General features: G+C 38.0%; 22 protein-coding genes. 18 read left to right on the forward strand and 4 right to left on the reverse strand.

The genetic code is table 11. The features are described 5' to 3' along the window. Positions 1 to 31: 31 nt before the first annotated feature. Positions 32 to 1,177, reverse strand: a complete 1,146-nt coding sequence (locus tag BU038_RS08990; protein WP_107605743.1) for an acyl-CoA dehydrogenase family protein — start codon at positions 1,175 to 1,177, stop codon at positions 32 to 34. Between the two features lie 200 nt (positions 1,178 to 1,377). On the opposite strand from BU038_RS08990, the gene BU038_RS08995 reads away from it, so the two are divergent. From BU038_RS08995 to BU038_RS09005, 3 genes are all read left to right on the forward strand, one after another. Continuing rightward, positions 1,378 to 2,322, forward strand: coding sequence for a nucleoside hydrolase (locus BU038_RS08995; RefSeq protein ID WP_107605744.1), 945 nt, complete (start codon positions 1,378 to 1,380; stop codon positions 2,320 to 2,322). Positions 2,323 to 2,418: 96 nt separating this feature from the next. Continuing rightward, positions 2,419 to 2,970, forward strand: coding sequence for a biotin transporter BioY (locus BU038_RS09000; RefSeq protein ID WP_107605745.1), 552 nt, complete (start codon positions 2,419 to 2,421; stop codon positions 2,968 to 2,970). 22 nt (positions 2,971 to 2,992) lie between these two features. Continuing rightward, entirely contained in the window at positions 2,993 to 3,748 is a 756-nt protein-coding gene (locus tag BU038_RS09005; RefSeq protein ID WP_107605746.1) for a GNAT family N-acetyltransferase, read from the forward strand. Positions 3,749 to 3,777: 29 nt separating this feature from the next. Here the strand turns inward: BU038_RS09005 and fdhD are convergent, their stop codons facing one another. Continuing rightward, the gene (fdhD, locus tag BU038_RS09010; protein ID WP_107605747.1) at positions 3,778 to 4,587 is read right to left on the reverse strand and encodes a formate dehydrogenase accessory sulfurtransferase FdhD; all 810 of its coding nucleotides are present in this window, start codon (positions 4,585 to 4,587) and stop codon (positions 3,778 to 3,780) included. A gap of 149 nt (positions 4,588 to 4,736) precedes the next feature. On the opposite strand from fdhD, the gene BU038_RS09015 reads away from it, so the two are divergent. From BU038_RS09015 to BU038_RS09055, 9 genes are all read left to right on the forward strand, one after another. Beyond that, on the forward strand, positions 4,737 to 5,738 hold the full coding sequence (locus tag BU038_RS09015; RefSeq protein ID WP_107605748.1) for a LacI family DNA-binding transcriptional regulator: 1,002 nt from the start codon (positions 4,737 to 4,739) through the stop codon (positions 5,736 to 5,738). A gap of 82 nt (positions 5,739 to 5,820) precedes the next feature. Beyond that, on the forward strand, positions 5,821 to 6,987 hold the full coding sequence (locus BU038_RS09020; protein WP_107605749.1) for a galactokinase: 1,167 nt from the start codon (positions 5,821 to 5,823) through the stop codon (positions 6,985 to 6,987). A gap of 11 nt (positions 6,988 to 6,998) precedes the next feature. After that, the gene (gene galE / locus BU038_RS09025) at positions 6,999 to 7,991 is read left to right on the forward strand and encodes a UDP-glucose 4-epimerase GalE (protein WP_107605750.1); all 993 of its coding nucleotides are present in this window, start codon (positions 6,999 to 7,001) and stop codon (positions 7,989 to 7,991) included. A gap of 15 nt (positions 7,992 to 8,006) precedes the next feature. Next, a complete protein-coding gene (gene galT / locus BU038_RS09030; RefSeq protein ID WP_107605751.1) occupies positions 8,007 to 9,500 on the forward strand; it encodes a UDP-glucose--hexose-1-phosphate uridylyltransferase in 1,494 nt (497 codons plus the stop codon). Positions 9,501 to 9,639: 139 nt separating this feature from the next. Continuing rightward, on the forward strand, positions 9,640 to 10,404 hold the full coding sequence (gene modA, locus BU038_RS09035; RefSeq protein WP_107605752.1) for a molybdate ABC transporter substrate-binding protein: 765 nt from the start codon (positions 9,640 to 9,642) through the stop codon (positions 10,402 to 10,404). An 11-nt stretch (positions 10,405 to 10,415) separates the two neighbouring features. After that, positions 10,416 to 11,087, forward strand: a complete 672-nt coding sequence (gene modB / locus BU038_RS09040; RefSeq protein ID WP_107605753.1) for a molybdate ABC transporter permease subunit — start codon at positions 10,416 to 10,418, stop codon at positions 11,085 to 11,087. A 1-nt stretch (position 11,088) separates the two neighbouring features. After that, complete coding sequence (locus BU038_RS09045; protein WP_107605754.1) at positions 11,089 to 11,709, forward strand: ATP-binding cassette domain-containing protein; 621 nt, start codon at positions 11,089 to 11,091, stop codon at positions 11,707 to 11,709. A 134-nt stretch (positions 11,710 to 11,843) separates the two neighbouring features. Then, complete coding sequence (locus BU038_RS09050) at positions 11,844 to 12,845, forward strand: ThiF family adenylyltransferase (protein WP_107605755.1); 1,002 nt, start codon at positions 11,844 to 11,846, stop codon at positions 12,843 to 12,845. A 25-nt stretch (positions 12,846 to 12,870) separates the two neighbouring features. Further along, on the forward strand, positions 12,871 to 13,380 hold the full coding sequence (locus BU038_RS09055; RefSeq protein ID WP_107605756.1) for a MogA/MoaB family molybdenum cofactor biosynthesis protein: 510 nt from the start codon (positions 12,871 to 12,873) through the stop codon (positions 13,378 to 13,380). Positions 13,381 to 13,678: 298 nt separating this feature from the next. Here BU038_RS09055 and moaC read toward each other — a convergent pair whose 3' ends face one another. Beyond that, positions 13,679 to 14,158, reverse strand: coding sequence for a cyclic pyranopterin monophosphate synthase MoaC (gene moaC, locus BU038_RS09060; RefSeq protein WP_002479601.1), 480 nt, complete (start codon positions 14,156 to 14,158; stop codon positions 13,679 to 13,681). A 63-nt stretch (positions 14,159 to 14,221) separates the two neighbouring features. Between moaC and BU038_RS09065 the strand changes: the two genes are divergently transcribed. From BU038_RS09065 to moaA, 6 genes are read left to right on the forward strand one after another with little or no spacing between them, the layout of a single operon-like run. Beyond that, on the forward strand, positions 14,222 to 15,481 hold the full coding sequence (locus BU038_RS09065; protein ID WP_107605757.1) for a molybdopterin molybdotransferase MoeA: 1,260 nt from the start codon (positions 14,222 to 14,224) through the stop codon (positions 15,479 to 15,481). Beyond that, complete coding sequence (mobB, locus tag BU038_RS09070; protein WP_107605758.1) at positions 15,478 to 15,960, forward strand: molybdopterin-guanine dinucleotide biosynthesis protein B; 483 nt, start codon at positions 15,478 to 15,480, stop codon at positions 15,958 to 15,960. Before BU038_RS09065 ends, mobB begins: the two co-directional genes overlap by 4 nt. Further along, positions 15,957 to 16,412: a molybdenum cofactor biosynthesis protein MoaE gene (locus BU038_RS09075; protein WP_002479598.1), complete on the forward strand. Its 456-nt coding sequence runs from the start codon at positions 15,957 to 15,959 to the stop codon at positions 16,410 to 16,412. The genes mobB and BU038_RS09075 overlap by 4 nt, the downstream gene beginning before the upstream one ends. Further along, the gene (gene moaD, locus BU038_RS09080; protein ID WP_002479597.1) at positions 16,409 to 16,642 is read left to right on the forward strand and encodes a molybdopterin converting factor subunit 1; all 234 of its coding nucleotides are present in this window, start codon (positions 16,409 to 16,411) and stop codon (positions 16,640 to 16,642) included. The genes BU038_RS09075 and moaD overlap by 4 nt, the downstream gene beginning before the upstream one ends. A 4-nt stretch (positions 16,643 to 16,646) precedes the next feature. Then, a complete protein-coding gene (mobA, locus tag BU038_RS09085) occupies positions 16,647 to 17,249 on the forward strand; it encodes a molybdenum cofactor guanylyltransferase MobA (RefSeq protein WP_107605759.1) in 603 nt (200 codons plus the stop codon). 45 nt (positions 17,250 to 17,294) lie between these two features. Beyond that, the gene (gene moaA / locus BU038_RS09090) at positions 17,295 to 18,317 is read left to right on the forward strand and encodes a GTP 3',8-cyclase MoaA (RefSeq protein WP_107605760.1); all 1,023 of its coding nucleotides are present in this window, start codon (positions 17,295 to 17,297) and stop codon (positions 18,315 to 18,317) included. Positions 18,318 to 18,389: 72 nt separating this feature from the next. Here moaA and BU038_RS09095 read toward each other — a convergent pair whose 3' ends face one another. Beyond that, a complete protein-coding gene (locus tag BU038_RS09095) occupies positions 18,390 to 18,734 on the reverse strand; it encodes a transcriptional regulator, SarA/Rot family (protein ID WP_002479594.1) in 345 nt (114 codons plus the stop codon). Positions 18,735 to 18,811 lie beyond the last annotated feature (77 nt).

Below are 18,811 nucleotides of genomic sequence, written 5' to 3' on the forward strand. Positions count from 1 at the left end.
ATGTTCGGATATTGAACATAGTGTTAAGTCACTAAAATAAGTTAAGTTCTGATTTTGCGATATTGGTGTAGGCTGCATCTTCCATGGGCGGATTATGCAGACCTGCACGCATGTCACGATAATAGCGTTGAAGCGGACGCTCCATTTCTAAACTTTTCGCACCGACAATGCGCATCGCTAAATCGATCACTTTCAAACCTTGATTCATCACTAGAATTTTACTTGCGGAAGTTTCATTCCAGACCGGCGCATCAGGTGCTTCATGATACGTACGAGCTGTGGACCATAAAAAGGCGCGTGCTGAAAGTAAGAGTGATTCCATTTCACCGATAGATTGCTGGACTGTCGGAAGGTATCCGATAGGGTGGTCAATACTGTTCGGCTGATGTGTTTTTGCGAAGTCTTTCGCGTAATCTGCCGCAGCTTGTGAGATACCTAAATACACACTTGGGATATGCAGAATCCAACCGTTCGGTCCTTTAGAACCGCCCGCAACTTCGACAAAGTTTTCTTGTGGAATATGCACATCTTCTAATATTAAGTCATGACTTTCAGTCGCACGCATACCGACTACATTCCAAGTTTCTGCCACAGACACACCAGGTGTTTCTTTTTCAACTAAGAAGAAACCGAATTGGTCTGTCGCTTCATTATAGCCGCTGACTAAGAAGTGTGTTAAAGCTGGCAGCATTGACGTAAAGGTTTTGACACCATTTAACACATATTCTGAACCTGAGGATTTAGCGTGCGTTGAAGGTTTACCGCCGCGTGTCGGACTGCCAGTGTCCGCTTCACTCACCGCTCTATTAATCAAAGCACCGTTTTGAATGGCTTGTGCTAATTGATCGAGTAAATGAGGCTCCCATTTTTGTTCTTCAAATATCTGACCTGCTGTGCTTAAATGCCAACCGATTGATAAAGCAGTGGCACCATCAATAGAACCTAAGTAACTTTGAATAATGACCATATCTTCGATTGTCGCACCTTCACCGCCGTAAGCTTTCGGCAAGGTTAATAAGGTATAGCCTTCATTAACTAACCATTCAATATTCTCGTGAGGGAAGCGGCTATGCGTATCATTGTATGCTGCATGTGCTTGAAATTCGTCTTTGACTGATTGTAACTTTGTTAACCATTTACGTTGAATCTCTGTATGAATTAATCCTGATTCTAACAATGTCATTCCTCCTGACGTTTGTCACCGTGTTAAGTTTAGTGTATCACTCGGAATAGAGAGTTGGTAGTTTTTAGCGGTCTGCGTCTGTTTTGGGAGAAAAGCTAGACATCATACAACTAAATATTCAGCTAAACACTTACTTTACATTTGTTGTGAATTTCAATTTAATAAGTAATATACATAAATTTTGGAGGTAGAACATGAAACAGATATATTTTAACCACGATGGTGGCGTAGATGATTTAGTTTCACTCTTTTTATTACTGCAGATGGAAGACGTTGAATTAATCGGTGTCAGCGCAATTGGTGCAGACAGTTATGTAGAACCTGCAGTGAGTGCGTCTATTAAAATCATTAATCGTTTTTCAGACAGGGATTTAAAAGTTGCCGCATCCTCACAAAGAGGGAAAAATCCATTTCCGAAAGAATGGCGTATGCATGCTTTCTTTGTAGATGCTTTACCTGTATTGAACGAATCTCGTATTGAACAACGTGCTTCGCAATCAGAACTTGAAGCGTATGAAGATATAATAGAAAAATTAGAAGCGAGTACAAAACCAGTAACCTTGTTATTTACAGGGCCTTTAACAGATTTAGCCAAAGCATTGGAAGTCGCACCGCATATCACAGAAAAAATTGAACGCTTAGTATGGATGGGCGGTACGTTCTTAACGAAAGGGAATGTTGAAGAGCCTGAACACGATGGAACAGCTGAATGGAATGCTTTCTGGGATCCAGAAGCAGTCGCAACGGTCTTTGATACAGATATTGAGATTGATATGGTTGCGTTAGAAAGTACAAATAAAGTGCCGTTAACAATTGATGTCAGACAAATGTGGGCAGATCAACGCGATATTTTAGGTGTAGATTTCTTAGGTGTTTGTTATGCAGGTGTCCCACCATTAACGCATTTTGTGACGAACTCTACGTACTTCTTGTGGGATGTCTTAACAACCGCATCAGTCGGTAAACCTGAGTTAGTACATGTAGAAGAGGTACAAACAGAAGTGATTACCAAAGGTCCGAGCCAAGGACGAACTAAACGGGTTACAGAAGGCGGACGTACAATTCGATTAGTCGATGATGTGCACAGAGATGACTTCTTTGACTACATGACCAACCTTGCCGCAAAGGTACGTGTTTAGTCGTGTAAAATTATACAAATAAATGTTAACTTATCGTAAATTAAAGTTAACATATGTGATATAATCTTCTTTGTAAGATTTTGAGGAGGTTATATTATGACAACAAAACATATCACATTTACTGCGATTATGACTGCCATTATCGCATTGCTTGGTCTGGTACCGCCCATTCCGCTTCCCTTCATGCCGGTACCGATTGTCTTGCAGAATGTCGGTATTTTCTTAGCTGGTATTCTTTTAGGCAAAAAGTATGGTACATTAAGCGTAATTGTATTTTTAATTTTAGCAGCGTGCGGTTTACCTGTATTATCAGGCGGCCGTGGCGGAATAGGTGTTTTTGCTGGTCCTTCAGCAGGTTTCTTATTCCTTTATCCTGTGGTCGCTTTCTTAATCGGTTATGCACGCGATAAATCTTTAGAACGAATCAATTTTGGTCGTTTATTTTTACCTACATTAATTGCCGGTGTCTTTTTATTAGATATTGTCGGTACATTAATTATGGGCGTGATTACACATATGCCATTATCTAAAGCATTCTTTTTATCATTTGTCTTTATGCCAGGGGATATTATTAAAGCGATTATCGCATGCTTAATCGGTGCAGCATTATTGAATCACACACGTTTTAAACAATTGATTCGCTTCTGAGGTATCAGAAAGAGGGATAAAGATGGGGCCGCTATCCATGCGTTTAATTGATCAACCTGGAACAATTGCTTATGAAGATGAACAAAAAACAATTTATTTAACACCGCAAGAACCGTTAACGTATTATACGAACAAATGGGTCTATCATGACATGCCGACATTTGATGCTTGGTTAGACGATATCAAAGCGCAAACACAAGCACACATTAAGCAAGAGAGTCGTCATTTAGCATTTACTTTTCCAGAAAATACACCTTTAGATGCAACGTTTCGTACATATTTTGAACGAGAAAATTTTGATGTCGTGTTACTAGAAATGTATGCGATAGAAGCGCATGAGCTTGCAGGTGATATTCCGCATGATTTAGACATTCGTTGGGTCGATATCTATCACCTAGATGACTATTTAAAAATCTGCCGTTATTTTTCACTGGATTACGGTAAAGATTATGCGGACGAAGTGGTTAAAACATTGAGGCAGCAGTTTGAAGGGGCAACCAATGTGAAGCGGGTGATTGCTTATAAAGATAATCAGTCTGTCGGTACATTAGATATCATTGAATCAGAAGAAACGATTGAAATTGACAGTTTCGGTGTGATTAAGGAAATGCGTGGACAAGGTATTGGCCGTGCAATGCAGGCTTTTGTCGCAAATTATGCACAACATAAACCAATGATTTTAATTGCAGATGGTGAAGATACCGCTAAAGAAATGTATATCAAACAAGGGTACACCTTCATCAGCTATTGTTATAGTGTGATTAAAGAAAGTTTGTAAAATATAAATAAAAAGCTGTGTTCCACAAGTTAATCTTGTGAGGACACAGCTTTTATACGTTCTGGATGACTATATATATTGAAGTTGCCATCTCTGATAAATCCAATGGCTGTTATGTTTAAATCATTCGCAAGCGTCACAGCTAACGTAGTCGGTGCGGATTTAGACAAAATAACGCCGACTCCGATTTTAGCAGCTTTAATCAGAATTTCTGATGAAATACGGCCACTGAAAATCAAGACTTTGTCTCTAACTGGAATATGACGTTCAATACAGAAACCATACAACTTATCGAGCGCATTATGTCGGCCGATATCTTGTCGGTGTTCAAAGAAAGCATCGCCGTCACTGATGGCTGCGTTATGCAAACCTCCAGTACGTTTAAACAGTGTACTTGCAGTTTGTAATCTTGTCATCATATTGATGACTTGTTGGGGTGTCAGTGTGATATTCGACAATGACGTCTTAGCCACTGCCGCATCATTTTGAAAATAGAATTCTCGACTCTTACCGCAACATGACGCAATCATACGCTTAGTTGAATATTCGAAGCGATCCCCTAAGTCTTTCGTTAATTCAACATGCGCAAATCCTTTGCTGTCATCTATTTGAATCGACTTTAATTCACTGCGTTTTAGAATCGCACCTTCAGACGCTAAAAAGCCCAGCACCAATTCTTCCATGTGGTCTGGACTGCAGATGACGGTCGCAAATTCTTCACCATTTACCATGACGGTTAATGGAAATTCTGTAACATAACTATCAGTTGTTTCAAATAATTCCCCATCTTCAAAGCGGACAATTGTCTGATCCGTTAAAACATCTTTATCTTTATTCATATGCATAACTCCTTAATTTAACAATATACTACATCGCTCCAATTTACAAAAAAGATTTGCACGAAATACTTCATGATTAAAAAATGAAAAGTTGTACAAGGAAACAGAGAATAGTAAACTTAAAGTAAACAAAAAGAGAGGTGGCAATTATGGCAAGTATCAGAGATATCGCAAAACAAGCAGGCGTCAGTCCAGGTACCGTATCACGTGTGCTCAATGAAGATCCGACGTTGTCAGTCGCAGATAGTACAAGAACACGTATTTTAAATACCGCAAAAGAGCTTGAATATCACAAAGCAGAACGTGTAAATCGCCAAGTTCAAATTATTACGTATGCATCTCGCAGACGAGAAATGGCCGATCCATTTCACCGCGAATTACGTTTAGCTATAGAGTCTGAAATTAAGAAATTAAACTTAACGTTGAAGAAGACACTCAGAATTGAAACGGGCTTTAAAAAACAAGATTTGCAAGATGTGAAAAAAGCAGGTGCAGTACTAGTTATCGGTAATTTTTCAATGGAGGCTTTAAAAGAGATTTATCATTATAACAAAAATATGGTAGTCATTAATAATAAGCAAGTCCCGGATTATATTGACGCTGTATATTCAGATTTAGAACAAGCTATGTATCAGCTGCTTAATCAAATCAAAGCCGCTTATTCTGACTCAACGATAGCTTATTATGGCGGCTTGCGAGAGGAACGCAGCTTAAATGGCGAAGAAACGTTGGTGAATGATGCCAGATATCATGCATATCTCTCTTGGTGCAAACAACATGATGAAATGCCGAATGGCAATTTAATTGGGTGGGAAAGAGAAGATGGTTTTGAAGCGGTAACAGAAGCCGATACTATTCCGGATGTTTTAATAGCGGGTAATGATATGGTCGCAATCGGTTTAATTCAAGCGCTGCAACAAAGAGGCATTACTATTCCTAAAGAAACAGGGGTTATCGGATTCAATGACTTAGAGGTGAATCAATATGTCACACCTTCATTAACAAGTGTACGTATTGATATTGAACAGTTTGGTAAAAGTGCTGTTTTAATGGCGAAAGAACGTATTCAAAAGACACGTCAATCTGCCATGCATGTCGTCATCCAAACGAAACAAATAGAACGACAATCTTTTTCTTTTAAGAAGCAATAGAAAGTATTGACAAAACATTTAGTAAACAAATAAACTTTAATTGTGTTTACTAATAAATTTACCTTGTGAGAGGAGTTATACTATGTTGGCATCTATGCAAACGCAATTTGAAAAGCATTTTGAAACAAAGTCAGATGTTGCCGCATTCGCACCAGGACGTATTAATTTAATCGGAGAGCATACAGATTATAATGGCGGTTATGTATTCCCAGCTGCTATTGAATTAGGCACATACGGTTTAGCACGTAAACGTAATGATCGTACGATTCGTTTTTACTCTTTGAATTTTGAAGAAAAAGGGATTATTTCATTTTCCTTAGATGATTTAGATTACAATGCAGATCATAATTGGGCGAACTATCCAAAAGGTATGATTAAGTTTTTAATTGAAGCAGGTTACAAAATTGATTCAGGCTTTGATGTCATCGTTGAAGGTAACATCCCAAACGGCGCAAGTTTATCTTCTTCAGCTTCTATTGAAATGTTGACAGGTTGGTTAATGAAACAACTCTTCAACTTAGACGTGGAACGCTTGGAATTAATTCAGCTTGGACGCAAAGTAGAAAATAAATTTATCGGTGTCAATTCAGGTATCATGGACCAATTTATTGTCGGTATGGGTCAAAAAGATCAAGCGATTTTATTAGATACGCATACTTTAGAGTATCATTATGTACCGACTGAATTCGGAGATTATACGATTTCTATTATGAATACAAACAAACGTCGCGAATTAGCAGAGTCGAAATATAATGAACGTTTAGAAGAATGTCAAAAAGCTTTAGCGTTACTTCAACAAGAATTAGATATAGAAGCGTTAGGACATTTAGATGTTGAAACTTTTGAAAAGCATGCGCATTTGATTGAAGATGAAACGATACGCCGTCGTGCACGTCACGCAGTAACTGAAAATGCACGTGTGAAAGAAGCATACGATGCTTTAGCGCAATCAGACTTTGAACGCTTTGGTGAATTATTAAATCAAAGTCATGCATCATTAAAAGATGATTATGAAGTGACTGGTAAAGAGTTAGATACTTTAGCTGAATCTGCACAAGATGTTGATGGTGTGCTTGGCGCACGTATGACAGGTGCAGGATTCGCAGGATGTGCAATTGCTTTAGTACATCAATCAAAAGTTAAAGATTTAGAAAATGAAGTTTCTCGTATTTATACAGAAAAGATCGGTTACGCGCCATCGTTTTATCATGTCAACATCGGTGACGGCGTGAAAACAATCGAAGTTTAAGGAGGAAAATCATGTCAGTTTTAGTATTAGGCGGTGCAGGTTATATCGGCAGTCATGCTGCGCATCAATTGATAGATGCTGGTTATGATGTTGCAGTGGTAGATAATTTAGGTACAGGGCATAGAGGTGCTGTGCCTAATGCAGCTCGCTTCTATGAAGGAGATATCCGTGACAGTGAATTCTTAAATCAAGTATTCGCCACAGAAAATGTGGAAGGAGTCTTCCATTTTTGTGCTTATTCGTTAGTCGGAGAATCTGTAGAAAAGCCTTTAGATTATTTCAATAATAACGTTTACGGTATGCAAGTGTTGCTTGAAGTGATGAAAGCACACGATGTGAAAGATATTGTCTTCTCTTCAACAGCGGCTGTATATGGTGAGCCTGATGTCGTACCGATTACAGAAGATGCTAAAAAAGCACCAACAAATCCTTACGGCGAAAGTAAATTAATGATGGAAAAAATGATGCATTGGTGTCATAACGCTTATGGTATGAACTATGCAGCGTTACGTTATTTCAATGTCGCAGGTGCACGTGAAGATGGTACTATCGGTGAAGATCATAACCCAGAAACACATTTAATTCCGATTGTATTAGAAGCAGCCTTAGGACAACGAGACGCGATTACTATTTTCGGTGTTGATTATGATACAGAAGATGGCTCATGTGTCAGAGATTATTTACATGTCACAGATTTAATTGAAGCACACATTTTAGCGTATCGTTACTTGAAAGATGGCGGTGAAAGCGGCGCATTCAACTTAGGAAGCAGCCAAGGATACTCTGTGATTGAAATTGTAGAAGCAGCACGTAAAGCAACTGGTGAAACGATTAAATCAGAAATCGGCAAACGTCGTGCAGGTGATCCAAGTAAATTAATCGCTTCAAGTGATAAAGCACGTAAAGTACTAGGTTGGAATCCTAAACATGATGATATTCATGAAATCATTGAAACTGCATGGCATTGGCACCGTGCACATCCGAATGGCTACGAAGATAAATAAAAAGGAGGCCGTATCATGAAGCTGAATCAACAGCTGATACAACGCTTTATTTCATATGCTGTAGAGTACGGGGATTTTGAAACGGAAGATGGATTCTATATTCAAAACCTAGTGCTAGAAATTACACAAGCAGAAGATATTGAAAAATCTGAGCTAGATATATTAGACCTTGATACACCTAATGCGATTGCACAATACTGGATTAATCAAATGGTCGAACATCACATCATTGAAGATGCGGTATATCAAAAAGAAATGGTTGAAACCAAAATATTAGATTTGATTACCCCAAAACCTTCAACGATTAATCGTAACTTTAGACAGTTTTATCAAGAAAGCCCAGAAAAAGCGACACAATATTTATATGATATTTGTATGCGCAACCACTACATTAAGGCAGATGCGATTGCACAAAATATTCATTTTTATACACCCACGCATTATGGTGATTTAGAAATTACGATTAACATGTCTAAACCTGAAAAAGATGCGAAGGAAATTGCGGCTGCGAGAAATGCAAAACAAACGAGTTATCCGTTGTGTGCATTATGTATGGAAAATGAAGGTTACGAAGGCTCTGTAACACAAGCAGCACGTCGTAATCATCGTATTGCGCGCATTAAGTTAGACGGAGAAAACTGGGGCTTCCAATTCTCCCCTTACGCTTATTTCCCTGAACATAGTATTGTATTATCCGCACAACATGTGCCAATGAAAATCGGACGTCAAACTTTTGTGAATCTGTTAGATTTCGTAAAACAATTTCCGCATTACTTTGCAGGATCTAATGCAGATTTACCCATTGTAGGCGGCTCTATCTTGTCGCATAACCATTACCAAACAGGACGTCACATATTCCCAATGGATAATGCGGCAGAAATAGAAAGTTTCACGATGAGTGATTATCCAGAAGTAGAAGCAGTGCTTTTAGATTGGCCGATGAGTGTGATTCGATTAAAAGGTGAAAACCAAACACAACTGATTGATGCGGCGGAACATATATTCAATCAATGGAATACGTACAGTGATGAAAGTGTTCGTGTCAAAGCACAAAGTGATGAGGGCGAACGTCATCATACCATCACACCAATCGCACGCTACCGTCAAGAAACAGGCAACTATGAATTAGATTTAGTATTACGAGATAATCAAACGTCAGAAGATTATCCAGATGGTATTTTCCACCCGCACCAAGATGTCCAACATATTAAAAAAGAAAATATCGGGTTAATTGAAGTGATGGGTACAGCAATTTTACCTGCACGACTAAAACATGAACTTAAACAAGTGGAACATTATGTATTAGGTGAAACAGATGCAGATTTAGGAGTGCATCAGGATTTCGCAGATGAATTAAAAGCGAAACATCAATTCACAAAAGAAAATGCTGAAGGTATTGTTTTAGATGCGGTAGGCCAGAAATTCAAACGTGTCTTAGAAGATGCAGGTGTATTTAAACGTAATGATGAAGGGTTAGAGGCATTTAAACGATTCATTCAAACTTTATAATTAATCTCAAAAGGTCAATGTGCTATTGACCTTTTTTCTTATGGAAATACAAAAGATAACATACAAATTCAAATTGGAATTTATGGAACGAAAGCGTATAATCGAGAGTGAATTAAACTTTTTAGGAGGCATCTTCAAGATGAAGTTGAAACACTTTGCGGTTATATTGTTGAGCGTCTGCTTAGTTGTTGCGGGATGTTCAAATGATACAAAAGAAACGAAGAGTAATCAAAAAGAAAAAACCTTACATGTCGCAGCTGCCGCAAGTTTAACGGATGTGACAAAAGATTTAGAAACAGCATTTAAGAAAAAGCATCCTGATGTTAATGTGACATTTAACTATGGTGGTTCAGGCGCATTGAGACAACAAATTGAAAAAGGTGCACCTGTCGATGTCTTTATGTCAGCGAACACCAAAGATGTAAAAGCATTAAAAGATAAGAAGAAAGCTGACAATACTTATGATTATGCACAAAATCAACTCGTTTTAATCGGTGAACGAGGCACTGATTTAAAATCTGTGAAAGAATTAAAAGACGGACAAAAACTTGCGATTGGCGAAGTGAACTCTGTACCTGCTGGTAAATATGCAGAGGGTTACTTAAAAGACAATGGCTTATACAACGGAGTTAAAGATCATCTCGTCTTTGCGAAAGATGTCCGCCAAGTCTTGAATTATGTGGAAAAAGGCAATGCGCAACTGGGCTTTGTCTATAAAACGGATTTATATAAAAATAAGACTGAAAATGATAAAGTGAAAGAAATCGAATCGGTAAAATTAAAACAACCGATTGTCTATGAAGCTGGAACAACATCTGATAATAAAACAGCGAAAGCTTGGATAGAATTCTTAAAATCAGATGAAGCGAAAAAAATCTTAAAAGATTATCAATTTGAAGTGTAGGAGGAGTGGAAATGCCTGATTTAACGCCATTTTGGATATCAATTGAAGTGGCTGTAATCAGCACGATTATAGTAACAGTACTTGGTATTGTAATTTCAAGGCTGTTATATCGACGTCGTGGACGTATTGTGACACTTCTTGAAAGTATTATTATCCTGCCAATTGTGTTACCGCCAACAGTCATGGGGTTCTTATTATTGATTGTTTTCTCTCCGAGAAGTCCTATCGGTGCATTTATGACAAATGTTTTACATATGCCTGTCATATTCACCATTACTGGTGCAATTATTGCCTCTGTGATTGTCAGTTTTCCATTAATGTATCAACACACCATTCAAGGTTTCAGAGGCATTAACCACAAAATGTTGAATACAGCACGTACAATGGGTGCGAGTGAAAATAAAATTTTTTTCAAACTGATTTTACCGTTGTCTAAGCGTGCAATTTTATCTGGTGTCATGATGGCATTCGCCCGTGCAATCGGTGAATTCGGAGCAACATTAATGGTAGCAGGTTATATTCCGAATAAAACTAATACATTGCCATTAGAGATTTATTTCTTAGTCGAACAAGGTAAAGAGAATCAAGCATGGCTATGGGTATTAGTATTAGTCGCATTCGCGATTACCGTAATCGGCACAATCAACCTAATGAATAAAGATCGTTATTTGGAGGTGGATTAAGATGCTGACCATCCAAATAAAACATCAATTAAAAGGACAACTACTAAAGTTGGACATTCAAGATACAGTACCTAAAATTTATGCTATACGAGGTCCTTCAGGCGTCGGTAAAACAACTATCCTGAATATGATTGCAGGATTAAGATCAGCTGATAATGCTTATATTAAAGTAAATCAACGTGTTTTAACCGATACGCAAGCCTCTGTGAATGTTAAAATTCAAGAACGTCAGTTAGGTTATTTATTCCAAGATTATCAATTGTTTCCGAATATGACAGTCTTTCAAAATATTACATTTATGGCACAACCATCGGAACATATTACTGAACTGATGCATCAATTAAACATCAGTTATTTACAAAAACAATATCCAGCTAGATTATCAGGTGGAGAAGCACAACGCGTCGCATTGGCACGTGCGTTAAGCACACGTCCAGATTTACTATTGTTAGATGAACCATTTTCTAGTTTAGATGATGCGACGAAAGAGGAAAGTATGCGTTTAGTGAAACGACTCTTTGTTGAGTGGCAAATACCGATTATCTTTGTGACTCATTCAAACTATGAAGCGGAACAATTAGCGGATGAAATTATAACGTTAGGTTCTGTAACAGCTGAATAATAAAAAGTTTCAATCCGGTCTGTCTCATATGGGACATGACCGGATTTTAGGTGAGTGATAGAATTTGAACAATTGTATCACTTCACAATTCGTCTTATAATAAAGACAATGCACTTTAAGAAAGGAATCGAAAGATGTCAGAACGTTATTCCAGACAAATTTTGTTTAAACATATAGGCAGAGAAGGCCAAGAGAAAATTGCGCAAAAACATGCGCTGATTATAGGTATGGGTGCATTAGGGACACACATTGCGGACGGTTTAGTCAGAGCAGGCATCAAACAACTAACGATTGTGGATCGTGACTATATCGAGTTCAGTAACTTACAACGACAAATGTTGTTTACGGAACAAGATGCGATTGATGCGATGCCGAAAGTGATTGCGGCAAAAGAAAAACTGCAAGAAATCCGAAGTGATGTCATTATTGATGCGCATATTGCACAAGTAAATCCACAGTTTCTTGAAGCACATGGAACTGAAGTAGATTTAATTTTAGATGCGACAGATAATTTTGATACACGTTTATTAGTGAATGATTTTGCGTATAAATATAATATACCTTGGATATATGGCGGGGTCGTACAAAGTACATATATCGAAGCTGCTTTCATTCCTGGACAAACGCCGTGTTTCAATTGTCTGATGCCGCAATTACCGGTAATAAATATGACGTGTGACACAGTAGGCGTGATACAACCTGCAGTGACAATGACTACGAGTATGCAGACACGTGATGCATTGAAAATCCTGACAGAAACACCATTTACGCCTAAATTAACTTATGGAGATATTTGGGAAGGTACACACTATACATTCGGATTCAGCCGTATGTTTAATGCTGACTGTCATACGTGCAGTGAACATGCGACATATCCGCATTTGAATCACACTGATTTACAGTTTGCGACATTGTGCGGAAGAGATACGGTACAATATAATAATGAAGATATTACCCAGGAAATGTTGAAAGAATATCTTGAAACACATCATATTAAGTATCATGCGAACCCTTATATGATACGTTTCGAGTTCAACAATCACCGGATTGTCAGTTTCTCAGGCGGACGCATGTTGATACATGGCATGACAAAACCTGAAGAAGCGATTAAATTAATGAATCAATTACTCGGTTGAGTAAATCACATAGGAGGCTTAATCAATGAAAAATGAACACGTGAACGTCAAGTTAGATCGAACAATCAACGCAGCAGTCTTAACTGTGTCTGATACGAGAACTAAAGAAACGGATAAAGGCGGCAACTTAGCTAAAGAATTATTATCAGAGATTAATGTGGAAATCACAGATGACCACTATACAATCGTTAAAGATGATAAGCAAGCGATCACTGAACAAGTACAGCAATGGTTGAATGAAGATGTAGACGTTATTATCACAACAGGCGGTACAGGTATCGCGCAACGTGATGTGACGATTGAAGCAGTTACTCCTTTATTAACAAAAGAAATTGAAGGTTTCGGAGAGTTGTTCAGATATTTAAGTTATGCTGAAGATGTAGGAACACGTGCTTTATTATCACGTGCTGTCGGCGGCACAGTAGGTGAACAATTGATTTTCTCACTACCAGGTTCATCTGGTGCAGTCAGACTAGCAGTTGAAAAATTAATTAAACCTGAATTGAATCATCTCATCCATGAATTAACAAAATAATAAGCAGAAAGAAGCGGTTAGATTTTACTCAGGTAAAAGCCTAACCGCTTCTTCTCTGTACTGATTGACTGAATAAGGGAAAACACTGAAAGGAATCACTGGTTTCATGAGATTCCGCCAGCTTTTTCATCCATTCAGCCTATTTATCTTAAAAGAGTCGCATTATATAATAGAAGTAACATGAAAAAACGGAACGATTGTACGATGCGATGCAATATCACAATGTCAATGGTTCCGTAGTGCTGTTGTGAAGTTCATGTTTACTTAGAAAAAAGGGTAAAACATGAGCAACAACAGTTTATGATCTGCGGTAATCTCCGGATTTCCCGCCAGATTTTGAGATAAGGTAAGTTTCACCGATGACCATGCCTTTATCAAGTGCTTTGGTCATATCGTAAACGGTTAAAGCCGTCGCTGAAGCGGCTGTGAGAGCTTCCATTTCTACACCGGTTTTACCTGATGTAGAGACTGTAGCTTCAATATTAAGTGTATATGACGATGTTGTATCCCATTCAAAGGCAATATCGATACCCGTCAGTGAGAGCGGATGACACATAGGAATAATCGTAGAGGTATTCTTAGCTGCCATGATTCCCGCGATTTGGGCAGTATTCAGCACATTACCTTTCTTATTTGTATGTTCTACAATTTGCTTGTAAATTGCTTCGTTAACAGTAATGCTTGAATGCGCAGTCGCAACACGCTTTGTGATATCTTTATCAGAAACGTCGACCATTTTCGCATTACCTTGAGCATTGATATGAGTAAATTCAGACATGTTATTCCTCCTCGCTTAGACATTATAGCATGAAATAAAATAGATGTTAGGAGCAGATAGTTTATGCCAGTTGAAAAAAGAAATCCAATTGCGGTAAAAGAAGCAATCAAACGTGTGGTTGCACAAGAATTTCGTACAGAAACAAAACAAGTGCCATTAAATGACAGTTTAGGTTATGTACTGTCTGAAGATATAGTCGCAACATATGAATTTCCACGTTTTAATAAATCACCTTATGACGGCTTTGCGTTAAGAAGTGAAGATACAAAAGGTGCAAGCGGGGACAACCGTATTGAATTTGAAGTCATCGATCACATCGGTGCAGGCAGTGTGTCTGATAAAACAGTCGGACCTAACCAAGCTGTACGTATTATGACAGGTGCTGAAATTCCAGCAGGTGCAGATGCAGTTGTAATGCTTGAACAAACACGTGAAGATGAGCATTCATTTACGATTCGAAAAGCCTTTGAACATAATGAAAATGTTTCATTAAAAGGTGAAGAAACAGAAGTCGGAGATGTTGTCTTAAAAGAAGGTCAACGTATTAATGCCGGTGCAATTGCGGTACTTGCGACATTCGGCTATACAGAAGTACCAGTGCGTCGTTTACCATCCGCTGCGATTATTGCGACAGGCAGTGAATTATTAGATGTCGGTGATGAATTAGAGCCAGGTAAAATCCGCAACTCTAATGGACCGATGATTCAAGGTTTATTAAACCAATTCGGTTTAGACTGTGAAGTCTATAAAATTCAAGAAGATGACTTCGACAGTAGTTTAGCGGTGGTCAAAGAAGCATTGGCTTCTCATGATATGGTCATTACAACAGGCGGCGTATCTGTTGGTGACTTCGACTATTTACCAGCTATTTACAAAGAAATCGGTGCAGAAGTCTTATTCAATAAAGTACAAATGCGTCCAGGTAGTGTCACTACTGTTGCGGTAGCAAATAATCAATATTTATTCGGTTTATCAGGCAATCCATCAGCTTGCTATACTGGGTTTGAATTGTTTGTAAAACCTGCAGTCTTAAATATGATGGGTGCGATTGAACGTTTCCCTCAAGTTGTGAAAGCGACATTAATGGAAGACTTCAAAAAAGCTAATCCATTTACGCGTTTCATCCGTGCAAAAGCGACATTAAATGGTTTGCAAACAACAGTAGTACCTTCTGGTTTCAACAAATCAGGTGCAGTTGTCGCAATTGCGCATAGTAATGCGATGATTATGTTGCCGAGCGGTACACGCGGCTTTGAAAAAGGCTATACAGTGGACGTTATTCTGACTGAAACTGACACTTTCGAAGAGGAATTAGCACTATGATTCTACAAATTGTGGGATATAAAAATTCTGGCAAAACAACCTTGATGACAGAAACAGTTAAGTTTCTGAAAGCACAAGGTTATCGTGTAGTGACGATTAAACACCATGGACATGGTACAGAAGATATTTCATTACAAGCAGCAGAAGTCGACCATATGAAGCACTTTGAAGCAGGGGCAGACCAAAGTATTGTGCAAGGTCACGCATTAAGAGAAACAGTCACACGTACGACAGAACAAAGTTTATCCCGCATGATTGAGTCAGCGGTCACGATTGATTATGATGTATTATTAGTCGAAGGCTTTAAACAAGCAGACTATGATAAAGTAATTATTTATAGAGATGAAGCGGAATTAGTTTCTTTATCTGAGCTGAGTCATGTACAATATAAGTTACCGTTTCAAAAAAATACAGAGTTAAGTCATTTTAAAAAATGGTTATTAACTTTTATCGATAGAAAAAAGGATGAGTCAAAATGAAACAATTTGAAGTTGTGACTGAGCCGATTCAAACTGAACCTTATCGAGATTTTACACTGACACCGCATCAAGGTGCAGTAGTAGTCTTTACAGGTCATGTCAGAGAATGGACAAAAGGCATTCGTACAGAACACTTGGAATACGAAGCTTATGTGCCAATGGCTGAGAAAAAATTAGCGCAAATCGGCGATGAAATCAACGAACAATGGCCAGGCACGATTGTCAGCATTGTTCACCGTATCGGACCTCTGCATATTTCTGATATTGCAGTACTAATCGCAGTCTCTTCACCACATAGAAAAGACGCGTATGCGGCAAATGAATATGCAATTGATCGTATTAAAGAAGTGGTGCCGATTTGGAAGAAAGAAATATGGGAAGATGGCGCACAATGGATCGGCCATCAACGTGGTTATCACGAAGATGCGATTGAAAGGGGGCAAACAGAATGAAAGTCCTTTATTTTGCAGAAATCAAAGAAATCTTACAAAAAGGTACAGAAGAATTTGAATTAGAAAATGAGATGACAGTAGAGGCGTTCAAAAAGTATTTATTTGAAACGTATCCAGAAATCAGCGGTAAGCAATTCCAAATCGCATTGAATGAGGAATTTGTACCGAATGATGAAATGATTCAACCTTCTGATGTCGTTGCGTTGATTCCACCGGTAAGCGGAGGTTAAGAAAGTGAAAGCAATTATTTTAGCAGGCGGACGTTCAGAACGTTTCGGTTCGCCTAAGGCATTTGCGAGGCTCAATGGTAAAATGTTTTATCAACATATTATCGAAGCCTTGAATGAAGCCAATATGTTTAATGAGATTATCATTAGTTCTAGTGCGGAATTAGCTGATCAATTTAAAGATGTCAAAGTGGTTGTTGATGATGAAGAACATCAAGCGAAAGGACCGCTTTCAGGTATCTACTCTGTGATGAAACAAGACTTTGAAGCAGAGTTATTCTTTGTCATCTCTGTTGATACACCATTGATTACTGAAAAAGCTGTCAGCACGTTATACCAATTTATGGTTGAACATGTCATTGAAGATCAATTAGATATTGCGGGGTATGAAGAAGAGGGGTATCCGATTCCTACTATCGCATTTTATAGTCCGACGTGTTTACCAGTCATTGCACGTGCACTAGAATCTGATGATTATAGTATGAAACATGTTTATAACCAAGTTGCTTCTGACTGGCTGGATGTACATGAGGTTGATACAAGACCGGATTGGTACCAAAATATTAATTACCAAGATGATTTAGCCAAGGTCAGAAATCAATCGTTTTGATGAGATGTATCAAACGATAAGAGAGAAAGAAAAGGGGGTCAAAAGATGGTAAAACAAATAACAGATAAATTAGGTCGCCCGATTCGCGACTTAAGATTATCCGTGACAGATCGCTGTAATTTCCGTTGTGATTATTGTATGCCTAAAGAAATTTTCGGCGATGACTTTGTCTTTTTACCCAAAGATGAATTATTGACTTTTAGTGAAATGGAAAGAATTGCTCGCGTATATACACGTCTAGGTGTGAAGAAGATTCGTATCACCGGCGGGGAACCTTTAATGCGTAGAGATTTATATAAATTAATTGCCGCTCTTAATGACATTGAGGGCGTAGAAGATATTGGTTTAACTACCAATGGTCTGTTATTGAAAAAACACGGACAGAAGTTATATGATGCAGGTTTAAGACGTATCAATGTCAGCTTGGATGCGATTGATAATGAATTATTCCAATCTATCAATAACCGTAATATCAAAGCAGATACCATCCTTGAGCAAATCGATTATGCAGTATCAATCGGTTTTAAAGTGAAAGTGAATGTTGTCGTTCAAAAAGGTGTTAATGATGACCAAATTATCCCAATGATTCAGTATTTCAAAGACAAAAATATTGTCGTGAGATTTATTGAATTTATGGATGTCGGTAACGACAATGGTTGGGACTTCAGTAAAGTCGTCACAAAAGATGAAATGTTAGCGATGGTTGAAGATGAGTTTGATATAGAAGCGGTTGAACCGAAATACTATGGTGAAGTCGCAAAATATTATCGTCATAAAGATAATGGTGCGCAGTTCGGTTTAATTACCAGTGTTTCTCAGTCATTCTGTTCAACATGTACGAGAGCGCGTTTATCTTCTGATGGTAAATTCTATGGTTGCTTATTCAGCACAGTAGACGGCTTTAATGTCAAAGAATTTATGCGTTCAGGTAAATCTGATGATCAATTACAAGCGAAGTTTGAAGAGTTATGGCATATTCGTGATGACCGTTACTCAGATGAACGTACTGAACAAACGGTCGCAAATCGCAGACGTAAGAAAATTAATATGAACTATATCGGCGGTTAAGTCGAATGAAATATATGTAATAAAAAGCACGTCTTTCTGAGTTTTTCGGAAAGGCGTGCTTTTTCATAATGATTACTTTGCGAAGGTTTCAAATTCTTTGATGACAGATGCGACGAATTCACGTTGGGTCTTATCTAATAAATAAAAGACTTGGCGTTCATCAGTTTCTGAACGCTCTTTTGCGATCAGCTCTCTTTTATAAAGTTTTCTTATTAATACATCAATTTTACTCGTATTCCATTTCATATCGTAATGGAGTGTATCCCTCAATACTTTACCTGTAATTTTGTCAGTACCATTGAAGCGGTATAAAATTATGAACTCCTCCATGGTAAGATGATGTTCTGCTTTTAGCCAATATTTAATTTGACTAAGTTTACATTCTGTCTCAATTAAATGATCAATTGTCTTTGACATTGATATTCCTCCTCTTGCCCTTTCATAGTTGTATTCCCCCAGGAATAATAATTGTTTTACTTATTATATTATATAAC

The sequence above is a fragment of the Staphylococcus simulans genome (assembly GCF_003043455.1).
Lineage (GTDB): Bacteria > Bacillota > Bacilli > Staphylococcales > Staphylococcaceae > Staphylococcus > Staphylococcus simulans_A.